18 protein-coding genes and 2 pseudogenes are annotated in these 20,165 nt (G+C 59.6%); 2 read left to right on the top strand and 18 right to left on the bottom strand.

The features are described 5' to 3' along the window. Positions 1–103: 103 nt before the first annotated feature. The 4 genes from EN742_RS03845 to EN742_RS03830 form a co-directional block, all read right to left on the bottom strand. Entirely contained in the window at positions 104–1,111 is a 1,008-nt protein-coding gene (locus tag EN742_RS03845) for an ABC transporter substrate-binding protein (protein WP_126056327.1), read from the bottom strand. A 374-nt stretch (positions 1,112–1,485) separates the two neighbouring features. Continuing rightward, positions 1,486–1,953: a metallophosphoesterase family protein gene (locus EN742_RS03840; protein WP_126056326.1), complete on the bottom strand. Its 468-nt coding sequence runs from the start codon at positions 1,951–1,953 to the stop codon at positions 1,486–1,488. Between the two features lie 8 nt (positions 1,954–1,961). Further along, positions 1,962–2,867, bottom strand: coding sequence for a ribonuclease Z (locus EN742_RS03835; RefSeq protein ID WP_126059228.1), 906 nt, complete (start codon positions 2,865–2,867; stop codon positions 1,962–1,964). A gap of 98 nt (positions 2,868–2,965) precedes the next feature. Continuing rightward, positions 2,966–3,145: a hypothetical protein gene (locus EN742_RS03830; protein ID WP_128332452.1), complete on the bottom strand. Its 180-nt coding sequence runs from the start codon at positions 3,143–3,145 to the stop codon at positions 2,966–2,968. Between the two features lie 456 nt (positions 3,146–3,601). Here EN742_RS03830 and EN742_RS03825 point away from each other — a divergent pair, with 456 nt between their 5' ends. Further along, positions 3,602–3,793: a CsbD family protein gene (locus EN742_RS03825; RefSeq protein WP_126056325.1), complete on the top strand. Its 192-nt coding sequence runs from the start codon at positions 3,602–3,604 to the stop codon at positions 3,791–3,793. A 440-nt stretch (positions 3,794–4,233) separates the two neighbouring features. Here EN742_RS03825 and EN742_RS03820 read toward each other — a convergent pair whose 3' ends face one another. The 11 genes from EN742_RS03820 to EN742_RS03770 form a co-directional block, all read right to left on the bottom strand. After that, on the bottom strand, positions 4,234–5,181 hold the full coding sequence (locus EN742_RS03820; RefSeq protein WP_128332451.1) for a DUF72 domain-containing protein: 948 nt from the start codon (positions 5,179–5,181) through the stop codon (positions 4,234–4,236). Between the two features lie 126 nt (positions 5,182–5,307). After that, positions 5,308–5,913 (bottom strand): cupin, encoded by a 606-nt coding sequence (locus EN742_RS03815; RefSeq protein ID WP_128332450.1) that lies wholly within the window; start codon positions 5,911–5,913, stop codon positions 5,308–5,310. Next, positions 5,913–7,466, bottom strand: a complete 1,554-nt coding sequence (locus EN742_RS03810) for an FAD-dependent oxidoreductase (RefSeq protein WP_128332449.1) — start codon at positions 7,464–7,466, stop codon at positions 5,913–5,915. Before EN742_RS03810 ends, EN742_RS03815 begins: the two co-directional genes overlap by 1 nt. 23 nt (positions 7,467–7,489) lie before the next feature. Next, positions 7,490–7,996 (bottom strand): ferritin-like domain-containing protein, encoded by a 507-nt coding sequence (locus EN742_RS03805; protein WP_126056321.1) that lies wholly within the window; start codon positions 7,994–7,996, stop codon positions 7,490–7,492. Between the two features lie 302 nt (positions 7,997–8,298). Next, positions 8,299–8,445, bottom strand: coding sequence for a hypothetical protein (locus EN742_RS37855; RefSeq protein ID WP_189375164.1), 147 nt, complete (start codon positions 8,443–8,445; stop codon positions 8,299–8,301). Positions 8,446–8,471: 26 nt separating this feature from the next. After that, positions 8,472–9,548, bottom strand: a complete 1,077-nt coding sequence (locus EN742_RS03800; protein ID WP_348632846.1) for a divalent metal cation transporter — start codon at positions 9,546–9,548, stop codon at positions 8,472–8,474. 196 nt (positions 9,549–9,744) lie between these two features. After that, on the bottom strand, positions 9,745–10,050 hold the full coding sequence (locus EN742_RS03795) for a hypothetical protein (RefSeq protein ID WP_126056319.1): 306 nt from the start codon (positions 10,048–10,050) through the stop codon (positions 9,745–9,747). Between the two features lie 221 nt (positions 10,051–10,271). Then, complete coding sequence (locus tag EN742_RS03790) at positions 10,272–11,126, bottom strand: PRC-barrel domain-containing protein (RefSeq protein ID WP_128332448.1); 855 nt, start codon at positions 11,124–11,126, stop codon at positions 10,272–10,274. Between the two features lie 235 nt (positions 11,127–11,361). After that, a complete protein-coding gene (locus tag EN742_RS03785) occupies positions 11,362–13,068 on the bottom strand; it encodes a DNA polymerase/3'-5' exonuclease PolX (protein WP_126056318.1) in 1,707 nt (568 codons plus the stop codon). Positions 13,069–13,162: 94 nt separating this feature from the next. After that, entirely contained in the window at positions 13,163–15,061 is a 1,899-nt protein-coding gene (gene ligD / locus EN742_RS03780; protein ID WP_128332453.1) for a DNA ligase D, read from the bottom strand. 405 nt (positions 15,062–15,466) lie between these two features. Then, complete coding sequence (locus EN742_RS03770) at positions 15,467–16,186, bottom strand: DJ-1/PfpI family protein (RefSeq protein ID WP_126056316.1); 720 nt, start codon at positions 16,184–16,186, stop codon at positions 15,467–15,469. Between the two features lie 241 nt (positions 16,187–16,427). Here EN742_RS03770 and EN742_RS03765 point away from each other — a divergent pair, with 241 nt between their 5' ends. Beyond that, entirely contained in the window at positions 16,428–18,011 is a 1,584-nt protein-coding gene (locus EN742_RS03765) for an adenylate/guanylate cyclase domain-containing protein (RefSeq protein WP_128332447.1), read from the top strand. A 447-nt stretch (positions 18,012–18,458) separates the two neighbouring features. Here the strand turns inward: EN742_RS03765 and EN742_RS39120 are convergent, their stop codons facing one another. The 3 genes and pseudogenes from EN742_RS39120 to EN742_RS03750 form a co-directional block, all read right to left on the bottom strand. Next, positions 18,459–18,614, bottom strand: a complete 156-nt coding sequence (locus EN742_RS39120; protein WP_245455599.1) for a hypothetical protein — start codon at positions 18,612–18,614, stop codon at positions 18,459–18,461. A 257-nt stretch (positions 18,615–18,871) separates the two neighbouring features. Beyond that, a pseudogene (gene xth / locus EN742_RS03755) lies at positions 18,872–19,641 on the bottom strand (exodeoxyribonuclease III). Between the two features lie 123 nt (positions 19,642–19,764). After that, a pseudogene (locus EN742_RS03750) lies at positions 19,765–20,165 on the bottom strand (hypothetical protein); the annotation flags it as partial.

Here is a 20,165-nt window from a genome sequence, read left to right as displayed (position 1 = left end):
AACCTCCGTCGGCTGAACCGTCCGGCGCATTGGGTACGCATGGGAACCTCCCTTCCAAATACTGGCCAGTGTGACACCGAGAACGCTGACCCGTGTCAGATGCTCACATCTTCAGCTCTCGCTTTAGCTCGTTGAGGAAACGGAAATCCGTGCCGGCGGCCAGGATTGTCTGCGGGCTCGACTTGATCATGCCCGTCTCCTTCATGCGGAGCGCATAGAAGCGGACCGAATCCTCGGCATCATAGGCCCGCCATTTGTCGTGCGCGGTATTCTGCAGGGTCGTCAGTGCAAGGTCGTAGCTCGGCAGAAAGCCGCGATCGACCAGCGCACGCGCCGCCGAGGTCGGGTCGGACGCACAGAAATCTGCAGCCTTGAGGATGGCTCGCAGTACACGCTTGGTCGCCAGCGGGTATTTTTCTACATAGTCCGCCCTGCCTGCGACCATGCAGCAGTAATATTCCGACCATGGACGGTCGACCAAGTTACTGACAATCGTGTGGCCTATCTTATCGGAACGGACCTTCGAGAACGCGCTGGTGTCGGCGAGGAAGGCATCGACCTTGCCGTCGATGAAATCCTGCATCGGCGAGGGCCCCACGACCCATTCGATGTCGTGGCCGGGATCCAGCCCAACGTAGTTGACGATCAGGCTAAGGAATACGTGTGGGTGGTCGTTCAGGGCCCAAATCCCCACCCGCTTGCCCTTCAGGTCAGCAACGCCGTTGACTCTGTCGCTGGCCCGCAACTCCCAGCAACCCATGTGCACGCCGGTCAATATCTTGATAGGTGCTCCTGCATCGATGGACCGGATATGCATCGTCGGCATGTTGAAATCGAAATCCGTCACTCCGCCGCCGAGCCACAGCGTGTTGTCGACCTTGGTGTCTCCTTGGACGTAGCGGACGTCGGTTATGCCGTCTGCGCGCAGCAATTCTCCGGCGAGATAGAGCGAACCCCAGCAATAAGCGCCACCTACCCAGCGGCCCAGGCGCACGCTAGCCGTTTCCGGGGGCGCCTCGGCCCAGGCCTCAGTCGTTGCACCGATGAGACTTGCGGCGCCGGTCGCCGTAGCGCCGGCCAGGAAGGTGCGACGATTTTGAATAATCCGCATCGGAACGCTCCTCTTCCGAATTGCAAACGACAATTCTGGGCGGAACCGGGCAAAAGAGGTTCGGCGGAGGCAGATGGTCTCGTGAGCGCAACGAGTAGTTGTGGTTCGAGCGCGCCCAGTCCGATGCGGGAGTCTTGCGCTCTCAGTCGCCGGCTCATTTATTAGCAACCGACGATATGCCACGATACGCCCAATTTGCGTTGGCTGCGAGCGCAAAACTTGCTCGCGCCAAACGTTACGTCAGCGCCTCGATGTCAGTCGCATAAAAGGCATTGTCGAACTCTCCATTTCGGCCGGTTCACGAAGCCAATTTGAGGTGATGGTGGCTTGCGGAGGCCGTCACGCTTGGCATGCGATCGCCTTGAGCCGGCGCATTAGCTGCTGCTGAGATCCTGAATGACGGGCTGTAGACCGTCAGGCGTGATATCAACCGTCGCAAGCGTGATCGGCAACTTGAAACGACGGCGACCGGCGCTGCCCGGATTAAGATAGAGCACGCCGTCAACGGTTTTGAGTTTCGGCACATGGGAGTGACCCGACACGACCATGTCGATACCGAGTGCCGCTGGTGAGACCTGCAGCGTCTTTAGATCATGGAGGACGTAGAGCGTTCGGCCTGCCAGCCGCACCAACGCGGTGTCGGCGTAGGTCGCAGCCCACCCAGCTGTATCGACGTTTCCTCTTATCGCGGTGACTGGTGCGATCTGCTGCAGCGCGGCAATGATTTCAGGACTGCCAATGTCCCCGCCATGGATGATGTGGTCGACCCCGGCCAGGTGTCGTTCCGCCTCCGGCCTCAGCAGGCCGTGGGTGTCGGAGATGATGCCTATCCTGAATGTCATCGTAGCGGTTATATGGTGAGCACGTCGAGATCAGCCGCAATCCGGCTGTTCGGAAATGCCCGCACGGCCTCCGCGAGGATTTCTTCGTCGGCATATCGGCCGGAGATATGCGTGAGAACGAGCTGATTCACATTGCTCGTCGTCGCCAGAGATGCCGCCTGCGCAGCCGTGAGATGTCCGTAATCGCGCGCCATGGCCGCATCTCGGTCCAGGAAGGTGGCCTCGATCACCAAAAGGTCAGCGCCGCGGACATGTTCCGCCAGCCCATCGGTGGACTCTGTGTCGCCGATGATCACGAGCTTCTTGCCTGCTTCCAGCGGACCCAACACGTCTTCGGAAGCAACCGTTCGGCCATCCGCCAGGGTAATAGCCCGGCCTTCCACCAGTTCCTTCCTGATTGGACCATTTGGCACGCCCAGAGACGCCAGGTAATCGGCGCGAAGGTGGCGGCGCGGGGGCGTTTCGAGCACGAAGCCATAGCTATCCGTGTCGCGGTGGCGAACCTGAAAGCAGTCGATCGTGAATTCATCCGCGTCGAAAAACCGACCGGGCGTCAGCGGCTCAAGCCTTAGTGGGATCGGCGCTCGTCCTTCACCCCACAGGCCGGCCAGCATGCGCACGACGACGTCGAGGGTGTCCGGGCCTCCATGGACGGTGAGGAGCTCCTCGCTTTGCCCCAACCGGAGCGTAGAGAACAGGCCGGGGATCCCAAGTATATGGTCGAAATGCGCGTGCGTGAGGAGCAAGCGATGAAGCCGCCGCAAGCCGGCGCCGCTGCGCAGCAACTGGCGCTGCGTGCCTTCTCCGCAGTCGACCAAAATTCGGTGGCCGCCTGCCTCCACAAGTAGGGCAGGGTGATTGCGATCCGCAGAGGGAACGCTGGCCGAGGTGCCGAGGAAGGTAAGTCTGAAAATCATGGGGCTCGTCTATCCCCCGAGCAGCGAGGCCTCAAAGCGGGCAAACAGTGCGTCGCGCGGGGACTTCCACCCAGCTTGCTGTACCCGTCTCCGAATTATTTTGAGTTCGTGCCCTGCTCGGATTTTATCCCGGCGCTTTCACCATCGCCATGAACGAGGTCGCGATCCCAATCATTGGTTTTGTCGGGCGTCTTGCTCACCGCCTCTCGGGTATCCCGCTCTTTGTCCTTACGGGGTTTCGGACCTGGCATGTCCCGCGATGATTTTGATTTCATATGTGTGTCCTCTTCGGCCGCTCACTCCGAAACAGGGCCGGGTGAATTAGGTTCCGTTGGCTCCGGCTGGCGGCGGAACAGAAAGCGTGACCCTCGTTCTGATTTCGATCTGGCTATAACCAGGCATCGGATTCGGAGTGGAGGGGCGAGGGCATCCGCCATATACTTGATGTCCCAGAGCCAGGTAGCTGAGGGCCGGTAAGGGGGAGCGGTGAGTGGCGGCTTTGGCCCGGCCGCGAAAGGCTGGCATGCGGCTGTTGCCGCATTCTCTCCTTTGCGGTCGACCCGTGCGCATCCAACGTCCGTCTCGGTCAGCGCGTCCGATGCTGAGGTCTAACTTCAGCGCCGGTCTCCCACTCAAGCCGACCGGTAGCTTGCGGCTAGTCGCTGTGGAACCAATTGTCGAGGCGTAAATTCCTTAACCGAGTGATTGCCTGAATTAAGAAGGAGCTGGTCATGGGAAGCACGTCGGACAAGGTTAAAGGCAAGGCCAACGAAGTCGCTGGAAAGGCTCGCCAGGCTGTAGGCAAGGCCGTGGACAACCACGAAGAACAGGCCAAGGGCAAAGTCCAGGAAACCAAGGGCAAGGGGCAGGTTGCGAAGGGTCAGGTCAAAGACGCGGTGAAGAACCTCGTCGACAAAGCCTGAGTGTCCGATACGCAGCCATCAGTAAGCCCGCGGCGACGCGGGCTTTTCCTTTGCTGAAAATGAAGACGCGATGGTCGCCTTCGCCTATGGCGAGGGCGGCCAATATCATTGAGACGGGCTCGACCTGCCGCCCGCCAACACCACCGTCATTTTTCGCGCGTATCGGCTTGGGCCTTTATCGACGGTTGTTGGCGCTCGCGGTGGATCAGGCGCGCGGCAGGATCGTTGAAGGCTGCAGCCGGCCCGGAGCGGCGTGCTGCAGCAGTGGAATTGGTGAAAGCATCGCTGGTGCTCGAAAGCTGAACCGACCGAGCGGACGCAGAGCAACAGCGGGAACCGAGCCAACGTAGGAAAGCGCCCGAAACGATTGGACGTGCGCACCGCCTTATCTGGCATTTGCAGGAACTGCGCTTTGTTGGCGGGTTCATCGGACGCGGATCTCATACTATGATGACGGAGCCGCCACGGAAACATTCCACTTCGGACGGAGCTTGATCGAAGCCTGTTTGATCAAGCAGCCGGCGCATGGTCAAAGCGTTGCCGGGCGCAAAGCCTTCATAGTCGTTGTTGAAATAAACCCAGGCTCTCCGCGCGCCGCTGTTCTTGATCCTCTCGGCCCATTCGGCTAACTCGCCTTCGGAATAGGCGTGCCTGTACCAGCGCTCCGGACCGTGCATTCGGAGGTAAATATCGTTGGCTGTGCGAACCAGAACGTCCGGAAGCCGTGGACCGCTGCAGGAACAGAATATCGTGCCGCTCTCGCGGAAGGCGGAATAGACGGTCTCGTTCCACCAGCTGGCATGACGAAATTCCACAACGTTGCGTCGCGTGTGGTCGAGCTGGCTCAGAATGGCGCGGAGCCTCTCCTCGGTGAAGCGATAGCTTGGCGGAAGCTGGAAGAGAAAGCAGCCCATCCGCTTGCCAAGGATATCGCCTATAAGTCCAAAATCTTTTACCAGGGTTTCGGTATCCTCGAATCTCTTGACGTGAGTGATCAGCTCACAGACTTTTATGGTGTAAACGAACGCGCGCGTTCCGGGCTGACGAAGCCAGGTTTTCACATTCGCGACGGTCGGCCAGGAATAGAAGGATGCGTTTATTTCGACGGTGTCGAACTGCTGCGCATAATGAGTAAACCATTCGGAGGTTGGCATCTCAGCCGGATAGAACTTTCCGCGCCATTTCCAGTAGAACCATCCGGAGCAGCCGACATAGGCGGAGTTTGCCAACTCGGTCGAATGGCGGCCGGGCCCTTTGCCCGCCAGCCGTGCGAGGTGCATTTTTTCCGCGCGCCCCACGTTCTCTGCGCGCTGCTTTTCGCGGCGCAGCCTGCGGCGCTTACGTCGCTCGTCAAGGCCTATGTCTTTCCTGGGAACGTTGATGTCCATTGCATAATCTCTGTCCGTCTTAACGGCGATCAGAGCCAGTTGCTCCTTAGGCGAAGTGCATTGGCGCGGTCCTTTGTCCGCCCGCCATCGAGGCATCCAGAGGAAATGGGCGGAAGCGCTCAGCGCTTACCGAAATGCTTTCCAAATGTCGAAAAGCGGACCGCTGCCACCGTAGACGGGATCCTGTCGTGGTTTAGCGACCTTGAAAATGGTCTTGACGGCGTGGGCATGGTCCTCGCTCCTAGAACATTCATCGTATGTGCCGTTGGGCGGGTAGGCGCCAACCACGAGAAAGTCTTCGCTCGCCGCGAGGCACTGGTGACCAGTGCCTGCTGGCAAAATAGCGACGTCTGCCGCCTTGATGGTGAGCGTGCGGCCATGCTTGCCTCCGAACTGCACCTTTGCCGATCCGCGAGCGACGCCAAGAACCTCATGTATGCGGGAATGGTAATGCGCATAATCGTAGATGCCGTTTCGCCAGGACCCCTTCCAGTTGTTGCGCTCGAAGAGCTCCTCGAAGATTGCGGCCGGATCGAATTCGGCAGGCAGTTTCACGACGCCGCGATAGACGACCAACGGCCAGTGGGGATGATTGGGGATGATGCCGTCGTCCTCGAAGCGGAATGCATTGGCCTTGCGCTGGCGCACCAGCCAACCGAGCTCGTCGCTTGAGGGTCGTTGCCAGCCGGTGATCTTCTCGACGAGTGTTTTGCCGCGCTCAAGTATGGGCATCATGTTCCTCCCGCCGGTGCGTCCACGGGGTTGAGACGACCAACGGCCGGCCCGTTGAGCACGATGCCGTCGGGAGCAAAATGGGAGCCATGACAGCAGCAGTCCCAGCACTGCTCGGTGGAATTCCAGGCCACTTCGCATCCAGAATGCGTGCAGACGGCGGAATTCAGATAGAGCTTTCCAGCCATATCGCGGCAGGCTGCGATCTTGCGCAGTCCGTCCCGCAGGACCCCGCCTTGGCCAGGGGCAAGCTCGGCCAGTGACTTCAAGTCACCCGGAAGCAAATAGCCGGCGAGATTTTTGACCGCGGACAGGTTTTCACGAACATAGTTGATCACTCCGGAGGGTGTGTTGCGCGACGGGTCGTAGACCTCGGCCCACGGGTTCTCCTTGCCCGAAATCATATCCTTCACCAGCAAGCCGGACAGCGCGCCATGCGTTATTCCCTGGCCGGAATCGCCGGTGACGACATAGACCGACTTGCTGCCGGGATTGAGGCCGATGAAGGCGCAATAGTCGATGGTGTCCAGAACCTGCCCCGACCAGCGCGTGACCTCTTTGCCCAAGCTTGGCACGAGCGCTCTTATCCAGGCCTCGATTGCCTCGAAACGAATGTCGCCGTCGTCGGATTCGCCGGATTTGTGGTCGGCTCCGCCTGCGATCAGATAGTCAACCGAGCCGGGACCGGGATTCATTCGGACGTAGTGGTAAGGATCGCCCGTGTCCCAGAACAACGCATCGGGGAGCGCACCCTTCGGCAATGTGAAAGCAATCGCGTAGGTCCGGTAGGGCGACATCTTGGTGTGCAGCTGAAAGCGATCGTTGATCGGCGAGTTCGTGGCGACGACGGCCGATCCCGCTTCAATCACGCCGCTGTTCTCGGTGGAGACTCGCACGCCGTCCTCGGGCAGTTCCTCGACGGAGGTCGCGGCGCTGTCGGCGAAAATGAGGGAGCCGCTTTCGCGGATCGATCCCGCAAGCCCACGCAGATATCTCAACGGATGGAAAGTCGCCTGGTTGGGGTAGCACAGGACCGGCGCCTCCTCGAAGCCCTTGAGCGGCAAGCCAGTTACCAGTTCGACAGCGGCCCCGACCTTTCGTGCCGCATCGAATTCTTGCTGGCGTTGATCGCGGGCGTCCTTGGGGTCGATACCCATCGCCGGAAACAGAAACGCGTCCAACCTGCGAAAATTGCAGTCGATCCGTAACTCCGAGACGTTTTCCTCGATGCGGGCGACCGCGGCCTCCTGACTTTGCTGGAACAGCCTTGCAACGTCTTCACCCCGCAGGTTGATCAACGCGCTGAGCCCATCGTCACAGATCGGCGCCAGATGCGCCGTGGTTCGCGATGTCATACCGCCGGCGATCGTTCCGCGATCGATGACGATGACCTTCTGGCCGATGTTGGCCAGTTCGTGAGCGATCGACAGTCCGGCGATCCCCGCTCCTATGATGACTGTGTCACAGCTCTTCTTGCCCGAGAATTTCGGCGCATCGGGATAGACGTCGACCTTCATCCAAAGGGATCGGGTGAGTTCAGCGCGCGCGTTCATGCAAGCGTCCCCAAGCGCATCGATCAAGTCGACGCCTTCTCGTTGACTTTCCGTTCGGCGATGGTGGTGAGCTTCTTGTCGGCCGCCTTTTCCTCGTTGAGGGTCGCAGTGAGAAGTCGGGCGACGGCTTCGTTGCCGCTCTGCTGAGCCCACGCAATCAGAGTTCCGTAGCGGGCAATCTCATAATGCTCGACGGCCTGTGCGGCGGCAATCAGGGCGGCGTCGAGCACTTTCTTCTCGGCAACCTCGCCTGCGATCCCGTTGGCTTCCTTGATGATGCCATCGATCGCCGGGCAGGTCGTCCCCTTCGGGTTTTCACCGATAAGCTCGAAGGCTTGCTCCAGCCGTTGGACGTGCTTTTGCGTCTCGGCGAGGTGGGCTTTGAAAGCCGCCGTCAAATCCCGGTTGGTGGCCTTTTCAACCATATCGGGGAGCGCCTTCAGAATCTGTTTTTCAGCATAGTAGATGTCCTGCAAAACGTGCAGGAACAGATCGTCCATTGTCTTGATGTCCTTCGTAAACAGGCCCATAGCGCGCTCCCAATCTTCATTGCCGAAAGATCTTTGGAGAACGCGTGGCGTGACCGCCAGTTCCGGCCGCCAGCAGCAGGCCAGCCGCGCAGGAATTTCGCCTCGGGTGTGGCGAAGTCGCCGGAACGAATGCCGTCGGCTTGTGCGTCAAGGTCAAACGCGGCCTTGTGCCTTCTATGCGAGCGGCGACCAGTATGGTGCTGATCGGCACCTATTGGAATTCGCTACTCCATGAAGTGAGATACCTCAAGGCGCGCCACCAGGTGTCGGCCGTCGGCGGGCTGGCGATCTAATGCCCCTCATTACCAAACGCGAATGAATGCGGCAGCGCCAACGTCACAGCCGTTTGAACTGATGATCGTCTTGGCCTGCTTGAGCGTCGGGCCATATTTTTTTGCCCAGACCTCAGCGTCATAGCTGACAGGCCGTTTCTCTATCGGCTTGCTCATCCACCGCTCCCGGAATTCGAAAGCGGTCACAGTAGCCACTGAGCCGCCAAACCAACGACGCATAGCGTCATGGCTACGGTCGAGAGCCACCCCAGGGAACGGAGCCACCCTCGTATGGGGAAGTCTCCCATTATGTCGGCCCGGCCAGCCATAAGCATCATTACGACCATCACCGGCACCGCGCAGATGCCGTTGATTACGGCGCTCCAATAAAGCGCCTTGATCGGGTCGATTGGCGTGAACATGATGCCGGTGCCAAGAGCCGCGGCTATGGTAAGCGTCCCATAGAAAGCCACTGCCTCCTTCGGTTCACGGGCCAGGCCAACCTTCCAGTGTAGGGCCTCGCCGACTGCGAAGGCGGCCGATCCCGCGAGCACCGGAACGGCCAGTAACCCGGTACCGATGATTCCGGCCGCAAAGATGATGAAGGCGAATTTGCCGGCCACCGGTTCCAATGCCTTCGCCGCGTCCGTGGAAGAGGAGATATCGGTTACCCCTGCCTTGTTGAGCGTCGCAGCAGTGGTGAAGATGATGGCGATGGCAATAAGGTTGGACAGGGCCATCCCAACCAGTGTGTCAGCGCGAATCCGCCCGAACGCTTTTCGAGCCTGCCACGGTGCCCATTTCAGGGGCTTGGCGGAAGGATCGAGCTTTTCCTCCTCGACCTCTTGCGAAGCCTGCCAGAAAAACAGGTAGGGAGAAATGGTTGTGCCCAAGATGGCAAGCAGCGTCGTGAAGAACGTGCCGTTCCATTCGACGTGCGGAATCAACACCCCATTTGCCGCTTCGCGCCACGGAACGTTTGCAGCGAACATCGCCACGACATAGGCGAACAGGCTAAGCGTGGTCCATTTAAGGATTTTCACGTAACGGCTGTATTTGAGGAACACGATTGCCGCCACGCTGACCAGCGCAAACCCCAGGACATAGACCGAGCTAGGCCCTCCGATCAGAAGGTTGAGCGCATCAGCCATCGCGCTTAAGTCGGCACCAATGTTGATCACATTGGCGGAAAATAGCAGGACGACCACAAGATAAAGCAGGGGGGCAGGGTAATAGCGAGAAAGGTTGCCCGAGATGCCTTTGCCCGTGGTGCGACCTATCCGAGCCGCGATCGTGGGAGACGACCGTGTCGGTGGAGGCGCCGGTCGTCATTGATACAATGGCAGTGCGATCTGGATGATGCCGATCATGCGTCTTGACGATGACATTGAGCGTCGGTGCCAGGTGCGACCAGGCCTATCGTCTCGCAAGCTGAATGCCTCAGTCTTGTTCCGGAGCGGCCAGCGAGTCTGAGCTTCAAAGAAGTGTTATCGTCCAGTAGCGGACCACAATATTTTCCTGCCGAAAGAGGTGCTCCAGGTCGCCCTGTCGGCGCCGCCAATCTGAAACATCCATGCTTGGCGTCATCACCTCGAAGATGACGATATCGTCGCTGTCTGTTTTTCCGCGGTCCTTCCAAAGACCCTCCGCAGGCGCCTGGAGATAGGCAGTCACGCCATCGAAGCGAGCCGCCAGTTCCTCTTTCAAACGGTCGAAATCTCTTCGGGGGTACAGTTGGCCCTGGTTGTCTGAGCGAGGCAACAGGATTTGGATGAGATACATCTTAGTCACCGCTATGCTGCGGATATCAGGAGAAGACTGATCTGCGAGGTCAGGCCAGCCCCTCTGACCGCGTCTCTTTCGACACGCGAGGGACATCAGACAGGACGAGGTCGCTGATATCTGCAGAGCTATGGCGAACCTCGTCGGCTAATTTCAAGGCCCGCTTCTGTCACCGGATGACCAAAGCGCCCGCCGTGGACGACGCGCGCTTCGGTAGTTCTTTACTTGTTGATGATTATCCGTTGCTTATCGCGGTTTTGGGCGTAAGTGGCCTTGTCGTAGGCAGTTTGCGCCTCCAACTGGTCCTTGCTGAAGTCCGTATAGAGGTAGCGATTGCCGTTCTTGTCGGTCAAGAACTTGAGGTTCTCCATGCCGACGGCGACCTTCTTTTCGCCAATGCCCAGGAAGCCGCCTACATCAACAATTATCGAGTCGACCTTGTTGTCGCCTGTCAGGATCACGTCGCCGATCTCGCCGACCTTCGCATCATCTGCGCCATAAACGTTGGTTCCGATCAGATTTGCCGCGCTGATTTTGTCTGAGGGCATTTCGGTCAAGCTCGACTTGTCGATCGAGGCCGTCGCAGTCGTATCGGTTTTGGCAGTTGTCGCTTGAGTGTCCGCCGTGCTTTTGGTCGGCTGGGTCGTCGAGGCTGCCGCAGGATCGTAGGCCGTCGTATCGAAATTGGGCTGAGCATTAAGCTCATCTTTGGTCGTCTTTGCGACCAGCCAGCGATCGCCGTTCTTGTTGATCCATTCAAGCTTGTTGAAATCGTAGGCGACATTCTTTTCGCCCACGCCGAGGAAACCCCCGACGCCAATGACGACGAGTTTGGCGTTCCCGTTCTTGTCGAGGACGATGTCATTAACATCGCCGATCTTCGTCGCGTCATCTGCGGTGCTGTCGTAGACCGCGGCTCCCATGATCTTGGAAACGAGCCTGCCATCCGTGACCGGAGCAACGACCTCCGTCTGGGCACCGGGTTTGGCGGTATTTGCGGCGTAAGCACCGGCGGTGCACAGCACCGTCGACATGAGAGCAGCCGTGGCCACCGTAGCCAGTATCTTGCGGACCATGTGAAATTCCTCCTGTTGCCTTGGTTGATTGACCGTCGGATCTGCCAACGTCATTTCTACCAACGAAAACAAAGGCCCTACGTTCCGGGAGTGGGTCCATGTCCTACCGGCTTAGACTGAAGGCTCATGCAGAACCTGATGCTACGTCGGGGGTGAGGGTCGCGGATCTGTTTCCGGCATGGAGCCCGGCCGCGGATCGCGTTCCAGGCAGCGACTCGTGCTAGACCGCGGCTCGTTACGCGGCTCTAGGGCTCTTCGCAGGCGAGTGACGGTTGCCGCCGTTGCGGGCGGACTTGCGCTTTGAAAGATGCGCAAGCAGAGCCGTCAAACCCATGGCATTGAGAACCCGGTCTCTGGGGACACCTCCCTTGCGGGCCATTTCGACGCCCCAATGCATGTGGTCGAGTTCGCGGATTGAATGGGCGTCCGGATTGATGCTGAAGATGCAGCCGTAGTCGAGGGCCTTCTGATGCCAGCGCCAGTCGAGATCGAGACGCCAGGGATGCGCGTTGATTTCGACAGCGACACCATATTTCGCGCACGCTCTGAGGACCTTGTCGACGTCGAGCTCGTAGCCGGGACGACGCAACAATTGGCGACCGGTCATGTGCCCGATGATTGTCGTCAGGGGGTTCGCGATTGCCTCAATGATACGGTCCGACTGTTCTTTCTTCGGCAACTTGAAGCGGCTGTGCACGCTCGCGACAACGAAATCGAACTGCTTCAAGACGTGGTCCGGATAATCAAGCGAGCCGTCAGCCAGGATGTCGGCCTCAATGCCCTTCAGGACACGGAATTTTCCGCCATACCTCTTGTTCAGACGATCCGCTTCACGGTGCTGCTCGGCAATCTCCTGCAGTGTGAGGCCGCCCGCGTAGTGGGCAGACTGCGAATGGTCGGCGACACCAAAGTAGTCGAACCCGCGCTTGCGCGTCGCTTCAGCCATTGCCTCAAGCGTCTCGGTACCATCGGATGCGGTCGTGTGAGAATGCAGGATACCATGCAGATCTTCGTCCCGGACGAGGGTAGGGAGCTGCCGCCTCGCTGCCCGCCCAATCTCGTCCCTGCCTTCGCGCAGTTCAGGTTCGATGAACTGCAGGTCCAACGCACCGTAGATTTCCTCCTCTGTCGCTGATGCGATCAGCCTTCTCCCGCGGTAGAGCCCGTCGGGTTTGAGGGCAAATCCTCTCGCGACCGCGTATATCTTCAACTGCTCAAGATGGGCCGCCGAACCCGTAGCTTCGAGAAGGCTCGCGCCAAAGTGCTTCTTGTCCGTGACGACAAGCCTGAGCGTGGACTGCTCGATTGCGGTCCGCTTCTTGCCCAGCGCGACCAGCGCGAGGTCGGCAACAAGTTCGCAACCGCGCCGGAAATCACCGGCGATTTCCACACGCGAAAATTCGGGATGCTCTTGCTTCACCGATAGGATTGCATGCTCAAGGAGTGCGGCGGCCTTGTGCAGGTGAAGCTGTGTTTCGCCGCTTCGAGCGACAGCCAGGTTTTGCAGGACTCTTGTCTGAAGCGAAGCACCAAGGCCTTTGACAGGCCGGATGCGATCTGCCTTTGCCGCGGCTTCGAGCTCGGCCAACGAGTTCACACCGAGCGCCTGATGGAGCTTCAGGATCTTGTCAGGCCGCAGGCCAGGTATTGTAAAAAGCTCCATCACACCTGCCGGCACCTCCTCGCGCAGCGTCTCAAGGCGTGGATGCGTACCCGTTTCATAGAGCTTGCGCACAATGTCCGCGATCGCGTCCCCGATTCCCGGGATTCTGGTAAGGGCGCCCGCGGCGATGATCCGATCAAGCGGCTGCGACAACGCAGCCAGACTATCGGCCGCGCGCAAGTAAGCCTTGGTGCGATAGGGATTGTCTCCGCGCAGGGACGTTCGATGTGCGTATTCCCTAAGCAGACTGGCGACTGTCCGCGGATCGGTTTTGGCCATTCAAGGCAAACGGGGCCAATCTCCGCAGGTTCCAATCACGCCAAAGGCAGTGAGGCCCCCTAGTCCAGCCTTGCTGCCTTTTCGCGGAGTGGGGCTACAGATCCGGCAATGATTGGTCGGCTCGACCCCATCCCGCCAGAGATTTGCTAGCTGCGCGTTTCTTCAGTTCAGGAGCATCGCCGACGTGGAAATGCGAGGGCGCATCAATCGTCTTCATCTCCGCCCAGGTGATCGGCGCCGCGACCGGAGCGCCAGGTCGGGACCTCGCGCTATAAGGCATGATCGCGGTCGCCCCACGCTGGTTGCGCAAATAGTCGACAAAGATGCGACCCTTGCGGCGGGCCTTCGACAACGCGGCCGTGAAGTGAGAGGGATCGCTTTGAGCGACCGCTTGAGCGAGGCGATGCGCAAAGTCTTTCACTTGCGGCCACTCGGCCTGTGGGGTGAGCGGCGCGATCACATGCACTCCTTTGCCTCCCGTCAGCATCGGGAACGTCGTAAGTCCCAGCGATTTCAAAATATCACGAAACTGGAAAGCGGCGGCGCGCACGGCTTCGAAATCGAGACCCTCATCCGGGTCGAGATCGAAGACGAGGCGGTCTGCCTTTTCGACATCCTCTATCCGAGCGCCCCACCCATGCAGCTCGATCGTTCCCATCTGGACGCAGGTCATCAGCCCATCGGCGTCGTCGACATAAAGGTATGGCTCCTCGTGACCGTCCTTTTCCATGATGCCGACATGGTGGACTTTGTCGCCAAAGCTTCCGGCATCATGCTTCTGGAAAAAGCACTTCTTGGCCCGGCCCTGGGGACACCGAACAAGGCTGATCGGCCGACTGCCGACCCAAGGCAACATGATCTCCGCGACGGCCGCATAGTGGTCGGCAAGCTGGCCTTTGGTGATATTGGACTCCGGATAGATCACGCGGTCACGGTTGCTGATAGCGATGGTGTTCGCCGGCGCCGCGGTCAGCTTGGCTGTGCGACGTTCCGTCTCCAGCACGACTGCGGCCGCCTTCTTGTCTTCGCGCAGACCAAGGTAGCTCGGATGTCTCAACGTTCCTTCGTTGGTCATCTCTGTGAAGGCAATCTCCGCCACCAACTTGGGCCGAAGCCAGTGTGCTCCGCGAACTTCGGCTCGCGGCGCCTCGACGGTCGCGGCCTTCTGCTCGAGTGGTGCCATGATCTTCATGAGGCGGAAAAGCTCAGCTGTGTCGAAGCCAGTGCCGACTTTCCCCGCAAAACGCAGCTTGCCCCCGTCATGCACTCCAAGGATCAATGACCGGAACGCGCGGACCTTGTCGGACGGCGTCCAGCCGACAATCACGAATTCCTGCCGCTTGATGCACTTGATCTTGAGCCAGTTTCCGCCGCGGGCCGCCACATAAGGAGAATCGGCAAGCTTCGAAACCACCCCCTCGAGACCAGCTGCGCAAAAGCGCTCGAGCAACTCTTCTCCGCGACCCAGGATATGATCGGAATAACGAAGCACCGGGTTCTTCGCGGGCAAAATGGCCTGGAGCTTTTCCTTGCGATCAAGGAGAGGACGCCTGGTGAGATCTTCGCCGTCGAGTTGAAGGAGGTCGAAGGCATAAAAGTCGATGGTCGCCGGCGCACCCTTCAATGCGTTTTGAAGGGCCTGGAAGTTTGATCGTCCGTTTGCATCGACAACGACGGCCTCGCCATCAATCAGGGCGGACCCGACCTTGAGCTTGCTGGCTTCCGAAAGAATGGAAGGAAAACGGTGAGACCAGTCCAGGCCAGATCGCGTGTAGGCACGCGCTTGCCCGCTGCCGACGGCGACTAGAATGCGATAGCCGTCATATTTCATTTCGTGGAGCCAGCGGTCGCCGGCAGGGACGACGTCCACGAGCGTTGCGAGCTGGACGGGCCGAAAAGTTGGCAGTTCTGAATTGGCTGGGTCACGCATAGGCGACTTCGCTTGACGAGCGGTTGACCCCTGAATTGCTTTACGCGACGTTGGCTTGACCATGCTCACCCGCCCCATCCCAAGACGAAATGGCTTAATCGCGTCCAACGCACGATTGCTTCTTTAGTTTCGCTGCGAGTGGAGCTTGCTGCCGTCATTGCCGAGTCGCTTGCAGCGCCTCGGCCGCTCTCAGCTGGATCCGTACTGGCTGCCTCCCTAGATTTCCCCGCACATTGTCGCCGGACCGCGCAAGAGCCTGGCTATTGACGTCGAAGCCGCCCGACGCGACTCTCCAAGTTCACACTTCGCGCTCCAAATTTGTACCCGGCGCGCATCTACTGGAGTTCATCGCGATCGGCACGGGCGTCGTCCATAGCGACGGGTGCAAGGGTTTTCGCGCCCATTACAGGGGCCGCTCACCTACGATTGTTGTACCTCGGCAGCTACACCTGTGAGGCGAAGAGTTGCCTACACCTTTCTATGCGAAACCTTCTCGAGCCCCCGCTTGATGCCCGCATGGGCCTCCTCATTGCGGTGAACCATCAGCGCCGTGGCCGCCTCGGACGCCTTGTCGGGCTGGCCGGCATCGAAAGGTGGCGACGGGTCGTACTCAATCCCAAGTTGGATGGCTTGTGCGACCTCCGGCCCTGCAAGTTCGGCAATGATGGTCAAGGCGAAGTCGATGCCTGCAGAGACTCCACCCGACGTGAAGACGTTGCCGTCTCGGACGACACGTGCCTTTTCGTGTCGCGCGCCAACCAGGGGCAATAGGTCGACATAGGCCCAATGCGTCGCTGCCCGACGCCCCTTCAGCAGTCCGGCTGCGCCAAGAAGAAACGCGCCCATGCATACCGATGTCACGTATTGTGCATGCGCGCCCTGCCGGCGAATGAAGTCGATCGTCACTGCATCGGCGAGCGCTTCCGCAACGCCCGAGCCGCCCGGCACGCAAAGGAGGTCGAGCGCGGGACAAGTTTCGAAAGTGCAACTGGGCATGATGCCAAGGCCGCGGTCACTCACGACAGGCAACATCGTCTTCGCGACGACGTGGGTGCGCGACTGCGGGAACTTGCTGCGAGCCGAGATAGAGGGCGGCGTTGCAAGCCGGCTCAGAACCTCAAACGGGCCGGTGAAGTCTAGTTGAGTGATATTGGGGAAAATCACGAAGCCGACGTTGAAATCAGCCATACAAGTGTCTCCCCTAAGTCCGGAAGCCGAATTGGCGCGGTTGAGATCATCGCGCCTAGTCACGACGTCCGCAACGGGGTCAAGTCGCTCATCGCAGATGACCGCGCGGGACCCACTCCAAGCCCTTTCAACAATCGCCGGCAATGTCCACTGCGGACCGGAAGCGGCTGCAGGTCGAGCCGATCTAAATGAAGCAGCCCTAATGAGTCTGTGCTATGTCGGTGAGTGAAGGAAGGGGCAAATGAGCGAGACCCGCAAGCTTGCGGCGATCCTGGCAGCCGATGTCGTCGGATACAGCCGACTGGCTGGCTTGGACGAAGATCGGACTCTCGCGCGCCTCCGGGCCCTCCGCAGCGACCTGGTTGATCCTACGATCGCGGTATACATCGGACGAGTGGTGAAACGCACCGGTGACGGAACCCTCGTCGAGTTCCGCAGCGTTGTCGATTCAGTCCGTTGCGCTATCGAAGTGCAGAACGCCATGCTCGAACGCAACGCCGGGGTGCCGCCTGATAGACGTATCGAGTTCCGCATAGGTATCCATGTTGGCGATGTAATCGAAGAGAGCGACGGCGACCTGATGGGCGACGGTGTCAATATTGCTGCCCGTCTGCAAAGTATCGCCGAACCTAACGGTATTTGCCTGTCGGGTGCGGCATATGAACAAGTGCGCGACAAGCTGAAGGTTGATTTCGAGGATATCGGCGACAAAGAACTCAAAAACATTGCACGGCCGGTGCGAGCCTATCGAGTAGCCTTAGACCGTGACCCCGAAAGAGAGCCGACACTGCCCGGCCCTATCGGAGGAAAACTGGCCGAGCCCGACAAGCCGTCGATTGCTGTCCTGCCGTTCCTGAACATGAGCGGTGACCCCGAACAGGAATATTTTGGCGACGGCGTCGCCGAGGATATTATTACGGCCTTATCCAAGCTGCGGGGCTTCTTCGTTATCGCGCGCAATTCGACCTTCGCGTACAAAGGCAAGGCGCCAGATATCCGTCAGGTCGCGCGTGAGCTTGGTGTTCGCTACATACTGGAGGGCAGCGTCCGCAAAGCTGGCGAGCGGGTGCGGGTAACTGGGCAGCTTGTCGACGCGGCCAGCGGCAATCACATCTGGGCAGAGCGCTACGACCGGCCCACCTCTGATATTTTCGCCGTGCAGGACGAGATCACTCACAGCGTTGTCGCGGCGATAGAGCCGCAGATTTACGCAGCTGAACGCCTTCGCCTTCAAAGTAAGGCGCCGGAGAGTCTCGATGCCTGGGGCTGTGTTGTCCGGGCAATGCCTTATATCTGGACATGGGTTATTCAAGACGAGGACACTGGCATCAACCTCCTGAAGCGAGCGATTGAGGTTGATCCCCACTATGCACGCGCCCGCAGCCTACTCGCTTGGGCCTTTGCCACCCGTGTGGTCTCAGGCAATTTGGAATTTGCTCCAAGCATATCCAATGCCCTCACCCTCGCCCAACGCGCGATTGACCTCGATCCCGACGACGCATGGGCCCATTTTGCGGCGGGTTACGTATTTGCGATGTCGAGACGACTTGGGCCGGCGGTGGAGGAACTGAACGAGGCACTGCAGCGCAACCCGAACTTTGTATTCGCCCACATAATCTTGGGAGTTGCATTTGGCTATGCCGGACTTGCGGACGATGGCCTCCGTCAGCTCGAAATCGCACGACGATTGAGTCCTCTTGATCAAACCCAAGCGGCCAATCTTTCGGTTGAAGGGCTTTGCCATCTAGTCGCCGGGCGGTACGCCGAAGCGGTAAGCGCTGAACGTCGGGCCGTACAGATGAGACCGAACTTTGGAACCGCTTGACTCACGGCAGCCGCAGGACTAGCCGGTGATCTGGAAATCGCACGCCAAGGGCTCGTCGAATGCAAACGCTTACAGCCGAATTTCAGCATCGACTGGGTCGAGAAATACCACCCACTGATACGGGCGGAAGACCGCTCAAGATATATCGAAGGCCTACGAAGTGCAGGCCTGGAATAGTCCAGGCTAGGGGGGGCTGCCGCCGATCTCCGCGAGCCAGAAACGCGAATAGGCAACCTTACCCTGCTTCCGACCTCTGGAAAATGGCAAGGATGACTTGCAACGGGTCGGTACTGTCTCATTGAATCTTATGCAGATCGGCTTATCAGAACGCCTCAAGTCATCTTAGGCTGACCCACTGCCCAATGAGGAGGTAGGTGATGGCCGGGGCGGCGGTGTGCTGCCAGGCATCACCCAGCGGAGCAATTCAAGCAAGACTGCACCGGGTTTTCAGCCCAGGGGCCACACCTCGACGACGCCATGCGCGACTGCACAGGGGACCTGCGAGATTTTGCCGATGGCCTCGGTGAGGTCAGCAGCTTCGATCAAGGCAAATCCGGCGATCGGCAGATCTGACGACATGAACGCACCATCGCGAGTTTCCACTCCCGACCCCTCCGGATTGCGCACCTGTACCGGCGTCCCCGCCCTGCCTATCGGGGCGCCTTCGGAGCGTAACCTCGCGTCCTGTTCATGAGCCGGCATCCCTGACGGGTTGGGGCGTGCGGTCATATCCGGCCCGATCGCCATATTGGATCGTAACGAACTTTGGCATCTGCGAGGTCTCCTTTCAGGGTTTCGACGTGAAGCGTGGGCGACGGCTGCCGGGCAGACTTTCTGCAACTGCAATTGCGCAAACGGTCTTAACCGACGTCGATCCAGGCGGGTGCGTGATCGCTCGGCTTTTCCCATCCACGGGTCTCGACATCGACTCCCGCGGCCAGAATGCGCTTCGCAAGGGACGGGCTTACGAGCAGATGGTCCATCCGCAGGCCTGAGCTTCGGTCGTAGCCGCCGCGATAGGAAAAGTTCCAGTAGGTGTATATGCCCTTGTCTGGATGGATACGACGCATCGCATCCACCCAACCCAAGGTTATCATGTGGGCATAGGCTTTCCTGCATTCGGGGAAGAAGACGGCATCGCCCAGCCAGCGCGCCGGAACAACGGCGTCTATTTCGGTGGGCACGACGTTGTAATCACCACAAAGCACCGTGCGCTCGCCCAACAGCGACTGGCTGTAGGTGACGAGACGCTCGAACCAACGGAGCTTGTAATCGAACTTTGGCCCCTGGCGCGGGATTGCCATTGGGCAGATAGATGCAGTCGACGATGAGACCGTCGATTTCCGCCTCGAGATAGCGGCTATGCGTATCATCGGGATCGCCCGGCAAGCCGCGGCGGCGCTCGACCGGATCCTTACCACGGGCCAGGATTGCCACGCCGTTATAGGATTTCTGGCCGTGCCAGATTGCGCCAAAGCCGAGGTCCCGAATCGCTCGATCGGAATTTTGCGTTCGATGTTTTCAGTTCCTGAAGGCAGACGACGTCACAGTCAGTCTCGCCAAGCCACTTAAAGAGCACGGGGAGCCGGCCGTTAACCCCATTGACGTTGAAGGTCGCGATCCGGGTCATCCCCTCTGCTCCTGCGTGGGATTGCCTTAGATGTTCCAGATGAGCAGACAATCAAAAAATTTTGGATGCCTCGTGCGCCCGGCAAGAAAAAGCCCCGTCGTGTATTCGACGGGGCCTCATTTTTTAGAGTGGTGTGGTCCGGCGAACGCGATCGCGTTCGGCCTCGATGTCATCATAGGGCTCTGCGGTCGCGTCGAATCCCGTCCACCCGCTGGCCTCGTAAGCGCTTCGCCGCTCGTCCAGGTTGGCGGCACGCTCGCCTCGCAGGATGCGTTCAGCCTCGCCGGTGAGCCGATCGTCGACTTTGGCCGTCACGAGACTGCCGCCGCGGCGAACGCCCTCGGCATATACATGAGCATCGCGTTCAGGAACGCCGGACTCCGTCAGTGCGCCCACAATTCCGCCGGCGGCTCCGCCGGCGGCTCCGCCGACCACCGCGCCGCCCACCGCGCCAACTGCGGTAGCAGCTAGCCAGCCGGCCGCCACCACAGGCCCGACACCGGGTATGGCCATGATTCCGAGCC

This window comes from Mesorhizobium sp. M4A.F.Ca.ET.020.02.1.1, assembly GCF_004022645.1.
GTDB lineage: Bacteria > Pseudomonadota > Alphaproteobacteria > Rhizobiales > Rhizobiaceae > Mesorhizobium.
The sequence above is the reverse complement of the archived record's forward strand: the minus strand, read 5'-3'. Positions and strand labels throughout refer to the sequence as shown.

Coding starts and splice junctions, on each gene's coding strand:
- EN742_RS03845 (WP_126056327.1), bottom strand. CDS start 1,111: ATGCGGATTATTCAAAATCGTCGCACCTTCCTGGCCGGCGCTACGGCG.
- EN742_RS03840 (WP_126056326.1), bottom strand. CDS start 1,953: ATGACATTCAGGATAGGCATCATCTCCGACACCCACGGCCTGCTGAGG.
- EN742_RS03830 (WP_128332452.1), bottom strand. CDS start 3,145: ATGAAATCAAAATCATCGCGGGACATGCCAGGTCCGAAACCCCGTAAG.
- EN742_RS03825 (WP_126056325.1), top strand. CDS start 3,602: ATGGGAAGCACGTCGGACAAGGTTAAAGGCAAGGCCAACGAAGTCGCT.
- EN742_RS03820 (WP_128332451.1), bottom strand. CDS start 5,181: ATGGACATCAACGTTCCCAGGAAAGACATAGGCCTTGACGAGCGACGT.
- EN742_RS03815 (WP_128332450.1), bottom strand. CDS start 5,913: ATGCCCATACTTGAGCGCGGCAAAACACTCGTCGAGAAGATCACCGGC.
- EN742_RS03810 (WP_128332449.1), bottom strand. CDS start 7,466: ATGAACGCGCGCGCTGAACTCACCCGATCCCTTTGGATGAAGGTCGAC.
- EN742_RS03805 (WP_126056321.1), bottom strand. CDS start 7,996: ATGGGCCTGTTTACGAAGGACATCAAGACAATGGACGATCTGTTCCTG.
- EN742_RS37855 (WP_189375164.1), bottom strand. CDS start 8,445: ATGAGCAAGCCGATAGAGAAACGGCCTGTCAGCTATGACGCTGAGGTC.
- EN742_RS03795 (WP_126056319.1), bottom strand. CDS start 10,050: ATGTATCTCATCCAAATCCTGTTGCCTCGCTCAGACAACCAGGGCCAA.
- EN742_RS03790 (WP_128332448.1), bottom strand. CDS start 11,126: ATGGTCCGCAAGATACTGGCTACGGTGGCCACGGCTGCTCTCATGTCG.
- EN742_RS03785 (WP_126056318.1), bottom strand. CDS start 13,068: ATGGCCAAAACCGATCCGCGGACAGTCGCCAGTCTGCTTAGGGAATAC.
- ligD (WP_128332453.1), bottom strand. CDS start 15,061: ATGGTCAAGCCAACGTCGCGTAAAGCAATTCAGGGGTCAACCGCTCGT.
- EN742_RS03770 (WP_126056316.1), bottom strand. CDS start 16,186: ATGGCTGATTTCAACGTCGGCTTCGTGATTTTCCCCAATATCACTCAA.
- EN742_RS03765 (WP_128332447.1), top strand. CDS start 16,428: ATGAGCGAGACCCGCAAGCTTGCGGCGATCCTGGCAGCCGATGTCGTC.